General features: G+C 69.0%; 22 protein-coding genes. 10 read left to right on the forward strand and 12 right to left on the reverse strand.

Annotated elements, in window-relative coordinates; genetic code table 11:
- Positions 1 to 16: 16 nt before the first annotated feature.
- Positions 17 to 118 carry a 30S ribosomal protein bS22 gene (locus tag FB475_RS11775; protein ID WP_008356322.1) on the reverse strand — a complete coding sequence of 34 codons (102 nt, stop codon included), beginning with the start codon at positions 116 to 118 and terminating at the stop codon, positions 17 to 19.
- A 110-nt stretch (positions 119 to 228) separates the two neighbouring features.
- Between FB475_RS11775 and FB475_RS11780 the strand changes: the two genes are divergently transcribed.
- Positions 229 to 888, forward strand: a complete 660-nt coding sequence (locus tag FB475_RS11780; RefSeq protein ID WP_141855280.1) for a class I SAM-dependent methyltransferase — start codon at positions 229 to 231, stop codon at positions 886 to 888.
- Here the strand turns inward: FB475_RS11780 and FB475_RS36720 are convergent.
- Together FB475_RS36720 and FB475_RS11785 are read right to left on the reverse strand one after the other, a co-directional pair.
- The gene (locus FB475_RS36720) at positions 885 to 1,052 is read right to left on the reverse strand and encodes a hypothetical protein (RefSeq protein ID WP_185759215.1); all 168 of its coding nucleotides are present in this window, start codon (positions 1,050 to 1,052) and stop codon (positions 885 to 887) included. The genes FB475_RS11780 and FB475_RS36720 overlap by 4 nt on opposite strands.
- A 160-nt stretch (positions 1,053 to 1,212) precedes the next feature.
- A complete protein-coding gene (locus FB475_RS11785; protein WP_141855282.1) occupies positions 1,213 to 2,961 on the reverse strand; it encodes an AfsR/SARP family transcriptional regulator in 1,749 nt (582 codons plus the stop codon).
- A 54-nt stretch (positions 2,962 to 3,015) separates the two neighbouring features.
- Here FB475_RS11785 and FB475_RS11790 point away from each other — a divergent pair, with 54 nt between their 5' ends.
- Positions 3,016 to 3,876 (forward strand): alpha/beta fold hydrolase, encoded by an 861-nt coding sequence (locus FB475_RS11790; protein ID WP_141855285.1) that lies wholly within the window; start codon positions 3,016 to 3,018, stop codon positions 3,874 to 3,876.
- On the opposite strand, the gene FB475_RS11795 is transcribed toward FB475_RS11790, so the two are convergent.
- Positions 3,866 to 5,101 (reverse strand): amidohydrolase family protein, encoded by a 1,236-nt coding sequence (locus tag FB475_RS11795; RefSeq protein ID WP_238332102.1) that lies wholly within the window; start codon positions 5,099 to 5,101, stop codon positions 3,866 to 3,868. The genes FB475_RS11790 and FB475_RS11795 overlap by 11 nt on opposite strands.
- Positions 5,102 to 5,165: 64 nt before the next feature.
- Between FB475_RS11795 and FB475_RS11800 the strand changes: the two genes are divergently transcribed.
- Entirely contained in the window at positions 5,166 to 5,645 is a 480-nt protein-coding gene (locus tag FB475_RS11800) for a MarR family winged helix-turn-helix transcriptional regulator (protein WP_141855287.1), read from the forward strand.
- 56 nt (positions 5,646 to 5,701) lie between these two features.
- Here FB475_RS11800 and FB475_RS11805 read toward each other — a convergent pair whose 3' ends face one another.
- The 3 genes from FB475_RS11805 to FB475_RS11815 form a co-directional block, all read right to left on the reverse strand.
- Entirely contained in the window at positions 5,702 to 5,917 is a 216-nt protein-coding gene (locus tag FB475_RS11805; RefSeq protein WP_012923942.1) for a helix-turn-helix domain-containing protein, read from the reverse strand.
- Positions 5,918 to 6,113: 196 nt separating this feature from the next.
- A complete protein-coding gene (locus FB475_RS11810; RefSeq protein WP_141855289.1) occupies positions 6,114 to 7,289 on the reverse strand; it encodes an acetoin utilization protein AcuC in 1,176 nt (391 codons plus the stop codon).
- A 17-nt stretch (positions 7,290 to 7,306) separates the two neighbouring features.
- A complete protein-coding gene (locus tag FB475_RS11815; RefSeq protein ID WP_141855291.1) occupies positions 7,307 to 7,618 on the reverse strand; it encodes a hypothetical protein in 312 nt (103 codons plus the stop codon).
- A 75-nt stretch (positions 7,619 to 7,693) separates the two neighbouring features.
- Between FB475_RS11815 and FB475_RS11820 the strand changes: the two genes are divergently transcribed.
- From FB475_RS11820 to FB475_RS11835, 4 genes are all read left to right on the forward strand, one after another.
- Positions 7,694 to 8,278, forward strand: a complete 585-nt coding sequence (locus FB475_RS11820) for a TetR/AcrR family transcriptional regulator (RefSeq protein ID WP_202878307.1) — start codon at positions 7,694 to 7,696, stop codon at positions 8,276 to 8,278.
- Between the two features lie 170 nt (positions 8,279 to 8,448).
- On the forward strand, positions 8,449 to 9,216 hold the full coding sequence (locus FB475_RS11825) for an SGNH/GDSL hydrolase family protein (RefSeq protein ID WP_238332275.1): 768 nt from the start codon (positions 8,449 to 8,451) through the stop codon (positions 9,214 to 9,216).
- A gap of 162 nt (positions 9,217 to 9,378) precedes the next feature.
- Complete coding sequence (gene trpS / locus FB475_RS11830; protein WP_141855297.1) at positions 9,379 to 10,347, forward strand: tryptophan--tRNA ligase; 969 nt, start codon at positions 9,379 to 9,381, stop codon at positions 10,345 to 10,347.
- Entirely contained in the window at positions 10,344 to 11,090 is a 747-nt protein-coding gene (locus FB475_RS11835) for an endonuclease/exonuclease/phosphatase family protein (RefSeq protein ID WP_141855299.1), read from the forward strand. Before trpS ends, FB475_RS11835 begins: the two co-directional genes overlap by 4 nt.
- Here the strand turns inward: FB475_RS11835 and FB475_RS11840 are convergent.
- A complete protein-coding gene (locus FB475_RS11840; RefSeq protein ID WP_141855301.1) occupies positions 11,076 to 11,978 on the reverse strand; it encodes a TIGR03560 family F420-dependent LLM class oxidoreductase in 903 nt (300 codons plus the stop codon). The genes FB475_RS11835 and FB475_RS11840 overlap by 15 nt on opposite strands.
- A gap of 5 nt (positions 11,979 to 11,983) precedes the next feature.
- On the reverse strand, positions 11,984 to 12,340 hold the full coding sequence (locus tag FB475_RS11845) for a winged helix-turn-helix transcriptional regulator (RefSeq protein WP_141855304.1): 357 nt from the start codon (positions 12,338 to 12,340) through the stop codon (positions 11,984 to 11,986).
- 51 nt (positions 12,341 to 12,391) lie between these two features.
- On the opposite strand from FB475_RS11845, the gene FB475_RS11850 reads away from it, so the two are divergent.
- On the forward strand, positions 12,392 to 12,706 hold the full coding sequence (locus FB475_RS11850) for a TIGR03618 family F420-dependent PPOX class oxidoreductase (RefSeq protein WP_185759217.1): 315 nt from the start codon (positions 12,392 to 12,394) through the stop codon (positions 12,704 to 12,706).
- A gap of 106 nt (positions 12,707 to 12,812) precedes the next feature.
- Here FB475_RS11850 and FB475_RS11855 read toward each other — a convergent pair whose 3' ends face one another.
- From FB475_RS11855 to FB475_RS11865, 3 genes are all read right to left on the reverse strand, one after another.
- A complete protein-coding gene (locus tag FB475_RS11855) occupies positions 12,813 to 13,388 on the reverse strand; it encodes a hypothetical protein (RefSeq protein WP_238332103.1) in 576 nt (191 codons plus the stop codon).
- 71 nt (positions 13,389 to 13,459) lie between these two features.
- On the reverse strand, positions 13,460 to 14,263 hold the full coding sequence (proC, locus tag FB475_RS11860) for a pyrroline-5-carboxylate reductase (protein WP_141855309.1): 804 nt from the start codon (positions 14,261 to 14,263) through the stop codon (positions 13,460 to 13,462).
- Positions 14,264 to 14,292: 29 nt separating this feature from the next.
- A complete protein-coding gene (locus tag FB475_RS11865; RefSeq protein ID WP_141855311.1) occupies positions 14,293 to 15,222 on the reverse strand; it encodes a proline dehydrogenase family protein in 930 nt (309 codons plus the stop codon).
- Between the two features lie 169 nt (positions 15,223 to 15,391).
- On the opposite strand from FB475_RS11865, the gene FB475_RS11870 reads away from it, so the two are divergent.
- Together FB475_RS11870 and FB475_RS11875 are read left to right on the forward strand one after the other, a co-directional pair.
- On the forward strand, positions 15,392 to 16,426 hold the full coding sequence (locus FB475_RS11870; RefSeq protein ID WP_141855313.1) for a DUF695 domain-containing protein: 1,035 nt from the start codon (positions 15,392 to 15,394) through the stop codon (positions 16,424 to 16,426).
- A gap of 65 nt (positions 16,427 to 16,491) precedes the next feature.
- Positions 16,492 to 17,001 carry a SigE family RNA polymerase sigma factor gene (locus FB475_RS11875; protein ID WP_141855315.1) on the forward strand — a complete coding sequence of 170 codons (510 nt, stop codon included), beginning with the start codon at positions 16,492 to 16,494 and terminating at the stop codon, positions 16,999 to 17,001.
- The last annotated feature ends 8 nt before the right edge of the window (positions 17,002 to 17,009 follow it).

Consider the following 17,009-nt stretch of genomic DNA (forward strand, 5'->3'; position numbering starts at 1 on the left):
CCTGGTGCGTGCCGGGCTACTTGCCGAGCTTGCGGCGCTGCACCCGCGTCTTCTTCAGCAGCTTGCGGTGCTTCTTCTTCGCCATCCGCTTACGGCGCTTCTTGATTACCGAACCCACAGTTGACCATCCAAACTCAAAGAGAACGTCGGCAAAGCTTACCCGTAGGTCGCTTCGCGGACCTAAAGCAGGCTCGATCGGTAGACTCGGACCCTACCCGGGGAGGCTGGATGCGCGCTCGGTACGACGGTCTGGCGGAGTGGTACGACGAGCGTTTCGGGGCGGACGCGCCACCTCATCAGCCCGGTCTGCTGGAGCTGCTCGGCACCGGTTCGGGACCCTGCCTGGACATCGGCTGTGGCACCGGACGCAACTTCGACAGCATCCGCGCCGGCGGGCGTTCGGTGGTCGGGCTGGACTTCTCGATCGACCAGTTGCGCCGAGCCCGGACGCGGACCGACGGGCCGCTGCTCCACGGCGACGCGGCGGCGTTGCCGTTCGCCGACGGGTCCTTCGACACCGCGATCACGTTGTGGACCTCCACCGACGTCGACGACTTCGGCGCCGTGCTCCGGGAGGCCGCGCGGGTGCTACGGCCCGGCGGTGTGCTGGTCGCGTACGGCGTGCATCCGTGCTTCAACGGGCCGCACGTCGTGTACGAGGACGACGGCCGGCGGACCGTGTATCCGACGTATCGGCGCACCGGCTGGCACACGGACATGCCGTGGTGGGCCGAGGACGGGATCCGGCGGCGGATCGGTATGTCGCACCTCACCCTGGCCGACTACCTCAACGCGATCGTCGGGAGCGGGCTGGTCGCCGAACGGTTCGAGGAACCCGCGGGATACGACATCCCGCACGCGCTCGCCTTCCGGGCACGGAAGCCTTAGGCGGCTCTGCGGACCGGAGCGATCTTGTCGGTCAGCACCGCGAGGTGCGGGGTGGCGGTCTGTTTGCTGGTGCTCGCATAGGCGGCCGGGGTGAAGACGACGGCGGCCAGGCCCAGGGTCGCGATGGTGCCTACGGCAACGGTCTTGACGATTCGGATCGGCATCGGGAGCCTCCTTCAGGTTGGTGACTCCATCCTGGTCGCGCGCCCTGCGAGGGTCCTGCAGGATTCCTGGGACCCCTCTGGGAATGGCGGTTGACCAGTCCCAGCACGAGATTCGCCGGCAGGCGGGCCGCAGGTCCGAGACCGGATCGCCCGACGACCTCTAGTCCAGGTAGTCGGCGACCGGGCCGAGGGTGAGCAGTCCACTCCCCGCCGCGTGTTCGTTCGCGGCCGGCGCCAACGCTTCTCGCGCTCGCCTCAACAACTCCAGGTCTCCCGCCTGTTTGGCAGCGTGCGCCGTCAAGCACCACTGAGCTTCGAGCAGCAGACCAGGCGTCGGGCGGTACTCCGCCTCCGGCACCGGCTCGCCGTGCCGTACGGCGTACCCGGCCAACGCCAGCGGGAGCAAGCCATCACTCAGGCCAGGCATCCCCGCACCGTCGAGCAACTCGGCCGCGGCACGGTATGCCTCAGGGGTGTCTTCACGCAGCGCGCCGTACCACCGCGTGAAGACCGCGACCAGTGGAAGCTCATGCCGCTCAGCCAACGCATCCGCCGCGGCGGCGTGCTCGTCAGCGGCCGTGTGATCGGCGCGTGCACAGGCCGCCTGCAGACGGATCAGCTGACCCAGAACCTCATAGGTAAAGAGGTTGTGGCGCTGCGACAGCGTGATGAGCTCCGCGCCGATCGCGTCCCGCTCCGGTGCGAGGCCGGTGCGGTAGTAGGTCTGCATGAAGACCCCGTTCAACGTGAACGCCAGCAGCGCGGGATCGTCGAGACCGCGCGCGAGCTGCTCGGCTTCGAGGGCGGCCTCGCGCGGTCGGGCCTCCCGGGAACCGCGGGATTCGAGCGCGATCGTGGCCAGCAGCCGGGCGCGGATGCTCGGATGGTCCTGCGTCGGCAGTACGCGCTCGGCCGCGGCCACGATCGCGGCGGCCTGTGCCTCGTCGTCGGAGCGGGTCCAGATCGCGGGTACGTCGTACCCGCCGATGATGCGCGCGGTCAGATCCGGGTCGGAGAGCTCTTCGGCTGCTCGAACGGCGGCCAGGCGATGACGACGGGCGGCCTCGAGCCCGCCGCCCCCGGTGACCGCGAGGTTGCGGAGCAGGCCGACCGTCGACTCGATCCGGGCCCGCGTGCCGCCGACGACGCGGTCGTACGCCGCCGCCGTCTCGGCCCACACGTTGCCGGCCGGGGCAAGATGGGTTGCCTGGTTGAGGATGTCGCTCTCCAACCGGCTCAGCGCGGGACCAGGATCAACGCCGAGCTGCCCGACCAGGGTCGCCCGGGCGCGGCGCAGTACGGCGAGAGCATCGCCTTGCCGGTCGCTTCGGTACAGGGCCAGCGCGAGCAGCCGCCAGGCGTCCTCGCGCCACGGGTGCTCGGTGACGTGCGCGTCGAGGTCAGGCACCGCCTCGGCCGCGAGCCCCAGGTCCAGGCGGGTCGCCGCCACGCGCTCGACGGCGTGCAGGCGGAGCTCGGTCAGCCGGGAACGCTCCGCGAGCGCCCACGGCTCGTCCGCGAACTCGGCGTACGCCGGACCGCGCCACAGCTCCAGGCCCCCCAGGAGTTCCTTCAGTTCAACGGCTTTGACGGAGGCCTCGAAGCGCAGCGCGTCGACGTTCTCGGTCCGCAAGGCGTACCCAGGGCCTTCGGTGACCAGCAGCCGAGCCGGCGTCCGCGGCGCACGATCGGGTTCGATCGCCCGGCGGAGCGCCGCGACGAACGTCCGCAGTGCGCTCAACGCGCCGTCGGGTGGATCGGCCCAGAGGTCGTCGACCAGGACGTTCGCCGGCACCACCCGGCCGCGCGCGACGATCAGCCGCGCGAGGACTGCGCGGTGCCGCGGGCCCTTCAGGTCGACCGGCTCCCGGTCCCACGCCACCACCGGACCGAGCACGCCGAACTCCACCCGCCCACGGTACCGCTCATCGAATGCTCATCGGCCGGCGCGACGCTGGGCGGTATGAGGATCGAAGGATTTGCGTACCACCGTCTGTCGGGCGTCGACGGTGTCGAACTGAACGTTGCCGTCGGCGGGTCGGGACCGCCGGTGGTGTTGTTGCACGGGTTTCCGCAGACGCACCTGATCTGGCGTGAGGTGGCGCGTGAGCTGGCGGTGGATCACACGGTGATCTGCCCGGATCTGCGCGGGTACGGCGAGAGCGGGAAACCGTTGGACGGCTACTCGAAGCGGACCATGGCGGCGGATGTGGTCGGGGTGGCGGCCGAGCTGGGACATTCGCAGTTCGCGCTGGTGGGCCACGATCGAGGCGCATTGGTGGCCTTCCGGGCGGGGCTTGATCATCCGGACGTCGTCACACATTTGATGTGTCTCGACGTACTGCCGACGCTGGACATGTGGGATGTGATGCACGGGACGACGGCTGCGGTCGGGTTCCATCTGTATCTGATGGCGCAGCCGGTCGGGCTGCCCGAGCGGATGATCGCGGCTGCCGCGGACGAGTTCTTCGGGTACTTCCTGGATCTGTGGGGGAAGGATCCGGCGGCGATTCCGGCGGACGTGCGGGCGGAGTACCTGGCGGCGTCGCGGAACGCCGTACCGTCGATCGTCGCGGACTACCGGGCGTCGGCGACGATCGACGTCCAGCAGGACTCCGAGGACCTTGCTGCAGGCAACAAGCTCCGGATGCCGGTGACGGTGATCCAGCAGGACTGGGGAGCCGCGCTGGGCTTCGACGCGGCCGCCCGCTGGAAGAACTGGGCCACCAACCTCGACCACCGGACCACCACCGCCGGCCACTTCATGGCCGAAGAATCTCCCGGCGAGATCACCGCGGCCGTCCGGGACCTGCTCAAGCGGTGAGGTAGGCGGTCGATTCAGCCAGGGCGGCCAGAGCGGCCTGCAGGGAAGGGTTCGTCAGCCGGCCGTCGCGTTTGACGGGGGTGCCGCCTACCAGGACGGTGTCGACGTTGCCGGGGTGAGCGGCGGTGACGACTGTGGCGACCGGATCGTGCAGGCCGCCGACCAGGTTGAGGTCGGTGGTGCGCAGCAGGATCAGGTCGGCCTGGTTGCCGATGGCAAGCGATCCGACATCGTGGAGGCCTAGCGCTCGGGCGCCGCCGTAGGTTGCCAGTTGAAGAACCTCGGCGGCGGTGAACGTCTTGTAGCCTAGGGCAAGCACCTCGTGCATGGCGCGGAACATGTCGCCGCCGGCGGTCGTCACCACGTCGATTCCCAGACTGACGTCGACTCCGGCTGAACGCAGGCGGCCGGCCAGCGGTGGACCCATCTGCATCCGGGCCTCGACCGTCGGGGTTGCGGAAACCGCGGCGCCGGTTTCCGCGATCACCTTCAGCTCGGCGTCTGGCAGGAGATTCCCGTGGACATACAACGTGTTCGCCCGCGCCAATCCGGCGTCCCGTAGCCGCATCACCGGATCCGGGATGTCCGAACTACTGCTGATGTGCACCACTACCGGCAAGCCGAGCGAATCCGCCAGCTCCCAGTCGGCCCGTACCGTCTCGAAGGCCGCGAACGACGGTCCGATCGCCGCCACCGCCAACCCGAGCCGCGCAGACCGGCGCGCCATGATCCGGCGCATCTCGTCCGCGTTCACCGCACCACCGCTCAACGGCGACGGCCCGTATCCGAACACCGCCCGGATCCCGCTCCGCTCCAACGCGTCCAGCGCCGCGTCGGTGTGATCCGGCGTCCGCTGTACGTGCGAATAGTCCTGCACCGTGGTGATCCCGCCGTCCAGGCATTCCAACGCCCCGACAAGGTTGCCCGCAGCAACATCCTCGGCGCGGAACCGGGATCCGAACGACCCGAGCACCCGCTCGAAGTACACCCCGAGATCCGCGTCCACCGCGATCCCGCGCAACGCCGTCTGCCACAGGTGCCGGTGCGTGTCCACGAACCCGGGCAGCACGATTCGTTCCCGCGCATCGATCAGCTCCGCGTCGGCCCGCAGGTCCGGCCCGACCGCCGCGATCCGGCCGTGCTCGATCAGTACGTCGGTGTTCCGGCGGACGACCACCTCCGGATGGGTGTCGATCACCGTCCCGCCCTTCAGCAACAGCCTCACGAGCATCTCCCTCAATAGAAAGCTTTATGAAAAGCTATCATCAAAGCATTCTAGGATGTCAACCATGAACGACGATCCGGTGGACCGGCTGATCGCGTCCTGGGACCAGGAGTTGCCGGAGGTGCTCTATCCGTCCAGCGAGCTGACGAAGCGGATCCTGGTGCTGTCCGGCCTGCTGAACGAGACGACCCGGCGGGTGCTCCGCGATCTCGAGCTGACCACGGCCGAGTTCGACGTGATCGTCTCGCTGCGCCGCTCGGGTACGCCGTACCGCCAGAAGCCCTCCGACCTCAGCCGGAGCCTGCTGCTGTCGACGGGCGGCACCAGCAACGTCACGAATCAGCTGGTACGCCGCGGTCTCGTCGTCCGCGAGCCTGATCCGGCCGACGGCCGCGGGACCCAGATCCGGCTCACCGACGAGGGGATCGCGCTCGCCGAGAAGGCGGTGAAGGCGAGCTCCGCCGCCCATCACGAGCTGTGGGCCGGGCTGCCGGACGAGGTCGTCGAGCAGGCAACCGCCGCGCTCCGAAAGCTCCAGGCGTGACGAGCAGGCATGACGAAGGGGCCGGTCCGTGGATCCGGCCCCTTCGGCTTCTGTGATTATCCGGCCTGGAAGAAGGCGCCCTTGAGGTAGTCGTGCACCGCGTCCTCGGAGACCCGGAAGGAACGACCCACCCGCACCGCGGGCAGCTCACCGGAGTGCACCAGCCGGTACACCGTCATCTTGGACACGCGCATGGCCGTGGCGACCTCCGCCACGGTCAGAAACTTCACCTCGGCGAGCGGCTGCTCACCGCCGGACTTCTTTGATGCCATTGCGCACCGCACTTCCAGCACGGATCGTGCGCCGGCTTCCCCTCCGGCACCTCCGTCCGTGCATGCCACGAGCGTAGTGGCTGTTGGTACGAATGGGAAAGAGGGGGACTCGTGTGACTGGTCGTGGCTGATGGGCCAGCCCCGTCGCGAGCCGTGCCGAGTGCCGCGCAGTAGGCGCTGGGCCATCAGCCACGACCTAATAGCTCGGGTCCAGCCCGAGCAGCGGAAAGCTCGCTTCGCGGGTCGCGTTGATCGCCCGGTCGAGCCAGGTGTCCGGGTTGTAGCCGCTCGACCAGTCCACGTACGACGCATCCCGGCCGTCGGTCATCCGGACCGGCGCGACCCGACCGAACCGCAACTGCACCTCCTCGCGCCACCCTTCCGGCACCGCGGTCGCCGGGTCGATGGGGCTTCCGGCGACGATCGCGAGCAGATGCGTCCACGCCCGCGGCACCACGTCGATGATCGCGTACCCGCCACCGCCGGTAGCGATCCACTTTCCGCCGGTGACCTGGTGCGCGAGATCGTGCAGAGCGACGTACGCCGCCCGCTGCCCGTCGATCGTCTTGGTCAGGTGCGCCAGCGGATCCTCGACGTGCGAGTCGCACCCGTGCTGCGTGACGAGCACCTGCGGACGGAACGCCTTCACCACGTCCGGTACGACGGCGTGGAACGCGCGCAACCAGCCCGCGTCCCCGGTACCGGGTGGGAGCGCGACGTTGACCGCCGTACCTTCCGCGTCCGGGCCGCCCGTCTCGCCGGCGCTGCCGGTGCCCGGGAAGAGCGTGGTCGGCGACTCGTGCAGGCTGACCGTGAGTACGCGCGGGTCGTTGTAGAAGACGGTCTGGACGCCGTCCCCGTGGTGCACGTCGACGTCGACGTACGCGATCCGCTCGGCACCGTGGTCGAGCAACCACTGGATCGCGATCGCCGGGTCGTTGTACACGCAGAAACCGCTGGCCTGGTTGGGCATCGCGTGATGCAGTCCACCGGCGATGTTCACGGCGTGCAGTACGTCGCCCTCCCAGACCGCGCGGGCCGCCTCGACGGAGGCGCCGGCGATCCGGGCGGAGACGTCGTGCATGTGCGGGAAGCAGTACGTGTCCGACGTACCGAGGCCGTGCACCGGGTCGGACTCGTCCGGGTCCGCACCGGCGCGCTTCACCGCGGCGATGTACTCCGCGGTGTGCACGGTCCCGAGCAGCGCGTCGTCCGCGACCGGCGCCGGCACGATCTTGAGCTGATCGAGCACCCCGAGCTCCCGGGCGAGCTTGATCGTCAGCTCGACCCGGATCGGACTCATCGGATGCCCACGCCCGAAGTCGTACGCCGTCAACCCGTCGTCAAAGACCAGCAACGCCTCACCACTCATGCAAGTGACCTTAGCCGTCAGGCTTCCGGAAGGGGCCTCCCGAAGCGTCGGCTCATCCAGTAGGCGCCGCGGCGAGCATGGAAGACGGTCATCAGCACGGCCCCGACGGCGCCGGCGAACAGGGCGGCCCACGGATGGGTGCCGACGTGGGCCGCCGCGAGCAGGGCGGCCGCGATCGCGAAGGCCGCGAGGCCGCCGACAGCGTTGTTGGTGGCGGAGTTGCCGGTCAGATTCGGGAACTCGTGCCCGGTGATTCCGGTGACGAAGTGTGGGACGCCGTTGAGCCCCATCAGTCCGGCCAGGAAGGCCAGCACGATCGCCTGGACCATCACGATCCCCTTTCAGTCTACGAGCGTTGACTGAAAGCGTAACAAGAATCAGTCAACATGCGTAGACTGAATCTCGTGACCACCAGGGCGGAGCAACGCAGGCAGACCGAGGCCCGCATCCTCACCGCGGCGCGGGAGTTGTTCGGCGAGCACGGGTTCGACCGGACCACCGTGCGGATGGTGGCGACCCGGGCCGGCAGTGATCCCGGGCTGGTGATGCGGTACTTCGGATCGAAGGAGAAGCTGTTCGCGCAGGCCGCCTCGATCCCGCCGGACGGGGCGATCGAGGGTTCACCCGCGGAGATCGCCGAGCAACTGATCGCGGCGCTGACCGGCAAACTCGCCGAGGAACCGGCCGCCGCACTGGCCGCGCTGCGGGCGATGTTCAGTCACCCCGAGGCCGCCGCTGAGGTTCGTACGGCGATGACGGCCCAGCAACGGCAGATCGCCGAACAACTCCCCGGCGACGATGCACTGATTCGGTCCGGCGTACTCGGCGCGCTCACCCTCGGCCTGGTGATCTCCCGGCACCTGGTCAGGCTCGATGGTTTCGACGTACCCCCGGACCAACTGATGGCGATTGCCGGTCCACTGATCGAGGAGCTGGTGAAGGACGAACGGGCGGCGCGGCACCCCTCCCTGGCCGCGCCGACCCGTTAGGTCCAACAGTCGATTCATCGGCGGCGGACTGCAAAGCGTTACAGGTTTTGCAAACCTGAGCCGGAAGACCGGAGAATCTGCATCGGTTCCGCCGTCATCCGACTGCGGACAGTGAGATGCGGACTTGCGAGTACCCGACCGAGGGGCCCAAGGTTCTCCCTGTGAGGCAGATGAAACCCAACCGTCGGCAGATCTTCACAGTCGGCGCAGCGGCGGCCGCGGTGACGGCGGCCGGCGCAGCCCAGACCCAGACCGCATCCGCGAACACGTCCGCGTTCACCAATGCGTTCGCCGGTGCGTCCGCGTCCACCGGGCCGTACGGCTCCGGCGTGGCCGGGTCCTGGACGAGTGCGACGCACGCGATCTCGACCGCCGCGCAGTTCCAGCGCACCCGCGAGACCAACGGCGTCTACATGTTCGGCGACAGCATCTCGGTGCAGGACGGCAAGGCGCTGGCGATCCGGCTGCTGAACCGGAACGGCACCCAGCTCGCTGTGCACAACTGGTCCAGCCGCCCGACCTCCGGCGCGGTCGACGCGCTGCAGCAGATCGCGTCGGCGTACGGGCTGCCGCGGCGGATCCTGATGGCCAGCGGCTCGAACGACATCTTCGACCCGCCGAAGTTCCGGGCCCAGGTCGACCGGGCAATGAGCATCGTCGGCCGGGACCGGACCGTGTTCTGGGTCAACCTGCAGGTCGTCCGCAAGGCCGTCACCGCGCCGGTGCAGCTGGCCGACCAGCGCAACAGCTCGTGGCTGAACATGCAGCTGTACGACGCGCAGGAGCAGTACTCGAACCTCCGGATCATCCGCTGGGCCGAGTGGCTCTGGGTGAAGCCGTACCGGCTGGCCAACTACCTGCGCGACGGCGTGCACCCGTCGGTGCCGCTGGGCCAGGACGCCCGCAACGAGCTGATCGTCCAATCGCTGCTAAGCTGAAACCGTGAACACCCGCATGAACACAAACTTGCAGCTGTGGTGGGCCGTCTAGGGCGGTCCATCCCAGCGCGTGTTCGCACGCAGCCACCACGGCCGCCTCACCGAGGCGGCCTTTTTCATGCCCTTCTTCGGTGAGGCTCCCATCACCGAAGGAGAAAGATCATGACCTCGCTTTCCGGCATCACCCCGTCCGGCCGGCTGACGCTCGGCAACCACCTCGGCGCACTCCGCCGATTCACCGACCCGGATGGCTTCTACTTCGTCGCGAACCTGCACGCGATGACGACCAAGCACGATCCCCGAAGACTCGCCACACTCACCCGCGAGTTCGCGACGCTGATGCTCGCGGCCGGCGTCCCGGAGGGCACAGTGTTCGTCCAGTCCGACGTACCCACGCACGCGCAGCTCGCGTACCTGCTCGAGTGCACGTCGTACGTCGGGGAGCTGTCCCGGATGATCCAGTACAAGGAGAAGGGCAAGGGCCGCCCGATGACGCGGGCGTCGCTGTTCACGTACCCGTGCCTGATGGCCGCGGACATCCTGCTGTACGGTGCCGAGCGGGTGCCGGTCGGCGGTGACCAGGACCAGCACGTCGAACTGGCCCGGGACGTCGCGATCCGGTTCAACCGCGAGTACGGCGAGACGTTCGTCGTACCGCAACTGAACAAGGCAGCGCTGGCGACCCGGGTGAAGGACCTGCAGAACCCGACCGCGAAGATGAGCAAGTCCGACGCGGACGACGCGATCGGCACGATCCGGCTGCTCGACCCGGTGGACGTGATCCGCCGGCAGATCATGCGCGCGGTGACGGATTCCGAGAACGTCGTCCGGCACGACGAGCAGAACAAGCCTGGCATCACCAACCTGCTGGACATCCTCGCCGCCTGTACCGACGGGGACCCGGTCGAGCTGGCCGCGGCGTACACGTCGTACGGCGCGCTGAAGCAGGACGTCGCGGACGCCGTACTGGCCGTCATCGAGCCGCTGCAGAAGGAGTATGCGCGACTGGCGACCGACCCGGGCGCGATCGACCACCTGCTCGCCCAGGGCCGGGACCGGGCGCTCGAGGCGGGTACGCCGCGACTCCAGGCTGCGTCCCGGGCGATGGGTTTGGCAGGATCGGCTCCATGAAGATCCGCGCCGCTTCCTTTAATATCCGCAACTCCTCGGCACCGGACGGCGAGAACGCCTGGCCGGTGCGGCGGAAGGCGACGGTGGCGGCGATCGAACACCTGGACGCGGACGTGGTCGGCCTGCAGGAGGTGCTGCCCGACCAGCTCGAGTACCTGCGCTGGCGGTTCGGCAAATACGAGATCGTCGGCGCGGGCCGGGACGACGGGATGAGTGCCGGTGAGCACTCCCCCGTCCTGGTCCGGCCCGGCGACTGGCGGATCGAGCGGTACGAGACCCGCTGGCTGTCCGACGACCCCGCTACGCCAGGCTCGATCGGTTGGGACGCCGACCTGACCCGGATCGCGACGCTGGTCTGGCTGCGGCATCGCAACGGTACGACGGTCGGTGTCGTCAACACGCACTACGACCACGCGGGCGAGGTCGCGCAACTGCAGTCGTCGCGGCTGATCGCGCGCTGGATCAGCGGATCGCTGCCGTGGATCGTGATGGGCGACCTGAACGCGACCCCGGACTCGCCGCCGGTCAAGACCCTGGTCGACGCCGGGCTGCGGCTCGCCGTACCGCTGTCCGAGGGCGGCAGCTGGCACGACTTCACCGGCGCCGTCGACGACGACCGGATCGACCACCTGCTGATCACCCCGGAGTGGACCGTGACGGACGCGGCCGTCTCGCACTTCCGCCCCGACGGCCGGGTACCGAGCGACCACTGGCCGGTCGTCGCGACCTTAGAGCTTCAGTAGCACCTCTTCGCGCAGCCGCTCCAACGCCTCGAACCGCCTGTTGCCCTCACCGAGAAACGCATCCGGCACCAGCAACTCGTCGATCCCCGCGGCCGGGTACTGCGCCACCACATCCAGCACTTCCTGCGCCGACCCCATCACCACATGCGCCCCGCGGCTCTCCAACCGGGCCTTCCGCTCGCCGGCCTCGGAATCCCCGGGCACAACAACCTCCAGGAACGTCTGAGCCGACCTCCGCACCTCGCCGGGATCACGCCCGATCCGCTCGCAGCGCTCGGCGAACACCTCACCCTTCTGAGCCGCCAGGTCCGGCCGGCCCCAGTGGTTCCACTCGTCCGCATACTTCGCGACGATGCCCAGGGCAACTTTTTCGCCCGACGCCCCGATCAGGATCGGCAACCGGGCAGGCTTCGGTTCACAGGGCGCGTCCTTCAGTTGGTAGTACTTGCCGTCGAACGTCGTGCGTTCCTGGGTCAGCAGCCCGGTGATCACCTGACAGGCTTCCTCGAACCGCTTCAACCGCGGCCCGACGGCCGGCAACTCGATCCCGTACACCTCGTGCTCGTTGACCTGCCAGCCCGCGCCGATCCCGAGCACGAACCGGCCGCCCGCGAGCTGGTCGATGGTCGCGGCAGCGTTCGCGACCACGGCCGGATGCCGGTACGTGTTGCCGAGCACCATCGACCCGACCCGAACGCGCTCGGTCCGGGCGGCGATGCCCGCGATCAACGCGAGGCATTCGTTGACCGGCACGCTCAGGTCGTCACCGTTCTGCATGAAATGGTCGGCGATCCAGACCCCGTGCCATCCGGTGCGTTCGGCGTACTCCGCTCCGTCGAGCACAGACTGCCAAGAACGAGCCGCGGCGGGCCACAAAGAGAAGTCCATGGGGTTCATCTTCCCTCTTGGGCCTCGAGCACCTTCTCGCCGTTCGCTTCTGCCCACTCCGTGAGCTGGCGGATCGGGCCCATCAACGTGCGGCCGAGATCGGTCAGGTCGTACTCGACGCGGGGCGGGACGCCGCCGTAGTCGGTGCGGGTGACGAGGCCGTTGGCCTGCAGGCGGCGCAGTGTCTGGGTGAGGACCTTCTTCGAGATCCCGCCGATCAGCTCGATCAGCTCGGAATGCCGTCTGGCGTGGTCGTTGAGACCCCACAGCACGACGACCGCCCACTTGTCCGCGATCACCTCGACCGCGAGCCGAGCCGGGCAGTCGGCCAGGAAGACGTCGCCGGGTTCCAGTCCATGCACAGTCGTCAGGGTACCCAGAGGTTCCCACGGCGCTGGCTAGCGTTTTGTGCCATGAACCTTCCCGAAAGCACCTATCGGCTCTTCGACGAGCCCAAGGACGCCACGATGATCACGATCGACCCGGACGGGTCACCCCAGGCCGCGCTGGTGTGGGTCGGGCGGGACGGCGACGAGCTGCTGATCGGCGTCGAGCAGAAGCACCGCAAGACCCGCAACCTGCGCCGCGATCCGCGGATCACGTTGGTCGTGCAGGACGACCGGATCAGCCCGCGCGGGCTCACGCAGTACCTCGTCGTGCGCGGTACGGCGAAACTCGAGCGGGATCCGCAGCGGTACAAGGAGTTGATGGACCGGCTGAGCCAGTAGTATCTCGGCCGCGACGAGTTCCCGTTCTGGAACGAGGACGTGGCCGCGGGCGCGACCGTCGTCCGGGTGGTTGCCGACCAACTGACCGGCGAAGGGCCGTGGACGGTCAGATGACCAGGTGCCAGCGGAGCATGAAGGCGCCGATCGACAGCACGACGTAGAGCAGGACGAGCAGGGTGCCGATGCCGGGGCGCGGGCGGTGCCGGCGGACCCGGGAGGTCAGCGAGCGTTCGCGCAGCGCCTCCATCACGGCGGCGACCTCGGCGGTACGGTCCTTCCGGATGCCGTTGATCTCGTGCTCGTCCGGGCCGCGGGTGAGCACGACGCTGTCCTCGCCGATCTCGATCTTGCCGACGTCCTGCCAGGCGAGGCTGCGGATCAGCATGCTGGTACGTGCCTTCAGACCGGTCGGGAACAGCTCCACCCGGTACAGCACGACACCACCGGCGACCCGGACCACGGACGCGCCGATGATCGTCAGCAGACCGACCGCGAGCATGTCGCGGGCACCCATCCACAGCCACGAGTTCAGCGCCGGGACGGCGACGAACGGCAGCACGAACAGGGCCCACGCCCACCAGGGCGCCGGGTCCAGCGGCACACGCCACGGCAGCTGCGGCAGTTCGTGCTCCTGCTGCGGTTGGACAGGTGCGGTGGCCGGCTCGACCGAACCATTACCCATGGGCGGACTCATCCTCGAACATGGCAGGAAACCTCGGCCGGGCTACCTTAACGCCACCTGAGCAAGAGGTGTTACTCGGCTGCGAGAGCGCGCGAGCGATTGCGGGCGGCTTCGATCGCGGACAGGAAAGCGGCTCGCACCTTGTGGTCCTCGAGTTCGCGGACGGCGGCGGCCGTCGTACCTCCCGGAGAGGTGACGCGCTCGCGCAGCACGGTCGGGTGTTCGCCGGTTTCGCGGAGCAGCTTCGCCGATCCGACGACGGTCTGTACGACGAGGTCGGTCGCCGTACCGCGCGGAAGTCCCATGTGCACACCGGCCTCGATCATCGCCTCGACGACGAAGAAGATGTACGCCGGACCCGAGCCGGAGATCGCGGTGACCGCGTCCTGCTGCTTCTCCGGCACCCGGACCACCCGGCCGGTCGCAGCCAGCAGGCTCTCGGCCAGCTCCAGGTGGCTCTCGTCGCAGTGCGCGCCGCGGGAGATCGCGGCCATCCCCTCGTCGACCAGGGCAGGCGTGTTCGGCATCACGCGGACGACGGCGACACCTTCGGGCAGCCGCGACTCGACGAAGCCGGTACTGATACCGGCCGCGAGCGACACGATTGTCTGGGTCGGCTGAACGGCCGGGGCGATCTCGGCGAGCAGATCGGGCATGTCCTGCGGCTTCACCACGAGGACCAGCGTGTCCGCCTGTTTCGCGGCGTCCAGGTTCGACACCACGTCGACGCCGTACCGCTCACGCAGCTCGGCGGCGCGCTCCTCCCGGCGCTCGGTGATCAGGAGGTCCTCCGGTCGCCGGCCGGCCCGAATCAGCCCGGACAGCAACGTCTCCCCCATCACACCCGCCCCGAGGACGGCCACCTTTGCACTCATATGCCAAAGGTTAGCCGTCCCGGTTCGAGCTACTTCTTGCTGATCAAGGAGCGGGCGAAGAACTGCAGGTTCGCGGGGCGCTCGGCCAGTCGGCGGACCAGGTAGCCGTACCAGTCCTCGCCATACGGGATGTAGATCCGCACGGTGTGCCCGAGGCCCGCGAGGCGGAGCTGCTCCTCGGGGCGGATGCCGTACAGCATCTGGTACTCGAAGCTGCCCGGCTTGCGGCCGGCGCGGTCGGCGAGCGCGCCCGCGATCGAGATCAGCCGCGGGTCGTGCGAGGCGATCATCGGGTAGCCCTCGCCGTTCATCAGCACCTTCATCGCGCGCACGTACGCCTTGTCGACCTGGCGCTTGTCCTGGAACGCGACCGACTCGGGCTCCTTGTACGCGCCTTTGCAGAGGCGGACCCGGGAGCCCTCGTAGGCGAGGTCGCGGCAGTCGGCCTCGGTCCGGCGCAGGTACGCCTGCAGGACCGCGCCGGTCTCCGGGAAGTCCTGGCGCAGCTCACGAAGGATGCCCAACGTGGAGTCGGTGGTGGTGTGGTCCTCCATGTCCAGCGTCACCGTCGTGCCTGCGTTGCGGGCGGCGTGGCAGATCGTCCGCGCGTTCTCCAGCGCGATCTTCTCGCCGTCGCCGGGCAGCGCCTGGCCGACCGCGGACAGCTTCACCGAGACCTCGGCGTTCGCGGTCAGACCGGCCGCGGCCAGCTTCTTCAGCAGGTCCAGGTACGCGTCGGCGGTCGCGGTCGCCGCGGCCGGGTCGGTGACGTCCTCACCGAGGTGGTCGAGAGTGACCCGCAGGCCGTTACTGACCAGCTTCTCGGTGGCGAGCACGGCCTCCGGAGCGGTCTCACCGGCGACGAACCGCGCGACGATGCCGCTGGACACCGGCAGCGACGACACGGCCTTCTTGATCTGGGGGCTGCGGGACATGCCCAGCAGGACTCGCCGAAGCACTACGTGTTCCTCCTCGTGAACCCACGCGCGGCTGTGGTCGCCAGTGGTGTTTGCAGGTTACGCGCCTGAACCATGCTTTGCGGAATCGTGTGGCCCGGACCACACCACCGGTCATAGTGGTTCGTTCCACGGTCGCTGGTCGCACCCCTGGTTGGGAGAGGATGCGGCTATGCCCATCTTCAGACGCCGCCGCCGGAACGCCGTGGAGGCCGACCCGATCGGCGCGTTCTGGTCCTGGTGGACGACCACCGGCAGCGCGCCCGTCGCGGACGCCGTCGCGCGCCGCGAACCGGGTGACGCGAACGCCGAACTGAACGAGCGGGTCGGCCGGATCCACCCGGACCTGGAGTGGGAACTCGGGCCCGGCCTGCACGCCGAACACGTGCTGATCGTCACCGCGGCCGGGAACCCGGCGCAACGCGCGACCGCCCGGCGCTGGCTGCGCGCGGCGCCGCCGTCCGACGACATCTGGGAGTACGCCGATCTGCGCCGCCCCGGCGCTGCCGTGACGATCCAGTTCGAGGGGCTGCCGCCGGTCGCGGTCGACGAGTCGCTGGTGTCGATCGAGCCGGACTCCGCGTCGGTGCACGTCGGCGTACACCATCCGTCATTCGCGTCGCTGTCGGTGGACGCGCAGCGGCGGGTGACGTTCCTGATCCTCGACCTGGTGCTCGGCGAGGAGATGGTGGAGACCTGGGTCGGCGCGATCGACACGCTCCCGGATGCCCCGGCGGACGCCGTACCGGTGATGGAGCTGCTGCCGGCGGTGGCCGGGTTCGCCGCCGAGCACACGCTGGAGGACGGCAGTCCGGCCTGGAAGATGCTGGAGGGTACTCGCGACGGTCACCGGGTGATCGCGACGGCCGAGTACCCGCTGCGCTCGATCCGGCGTCCGCACCTCGACACGCATGTGGCGGTGGCGATCCGGTACCCGGTCGTCCGGGAGGACGGCCTGCCGGAGTCCGAGATGCTCGACGAACTCCGCGCGTTCGAGGACCACCTGACCGACCGGCTCGGCGGCTCCGGCAACCTGCTCGCCCACGAGACCTCCGCCGGCGTGCGCATCCTGCACTACTACACCGACGGCACCACGCCCGCCGACGCCCAACTCCGAGCCGCCACCACCGGCTGGCCGCACGGGAAAGTCACCGTCACCAGCACCCCCGACCCCGCCTGGCACAACGTCTCGCACCTGTCCGGCTGATCCGGGGTGCAACCTAGGAGTTCGGCCTTTCCGTCTTGAGGGGGAGATGGAGAGTGGAGGCGCGGATGGCGGAGCGGGACCGGGAGTTCGTCGAGTTCGTCGAGCAGGCCGGAGCGGGACTGCGGCGGACGGCGTTCCTGGTGTCGGGCGACCGGCACCGGGCCGACGACATCGTCCAGGACGCGTTCTACCGGCTGTACCTGGCCTGGCCGAAGGTCCGGCGGGTCGGCAACCCGCTGGCGTACGCGCGCCGGATGGTCGTGAACGCGGCGTACGACGGAAAACGCCGGCCGTGGCGCCGTGAGGTGACGATCGCCGACGTACCGGACACGGTGGCCGGCGACGACTTCGCGCACGGGTACGCCGAACGGGACGAGGTACTCGAAGCACTGAAGTCACTCGGACCACGGCAGCGCGCGTGCGTCGTACTGCGCTACTACGAGGACCTGTCCGTCGAGCAGACCGCGGAACTCCTCGGCTGCTCGGAAGGCACCGTGAAGAGCCAGTCGGCACGGGGTCTCGACACTCTCCGACGAGCCATCGACCTCCGGCGGACGGGCCGGGCGGCGCTGTGAAGGAGAAC

The sequence above is a fragment of the Kribbella jejuensis genome (assembly GCF_006715085.1).
Taxonomy (GTDB): Bacteria; Actinomycetota; Actinomycetes; order Propionibacteriales; family Kribbellaceae; genus Kribbella; species Kribbella jejuensis.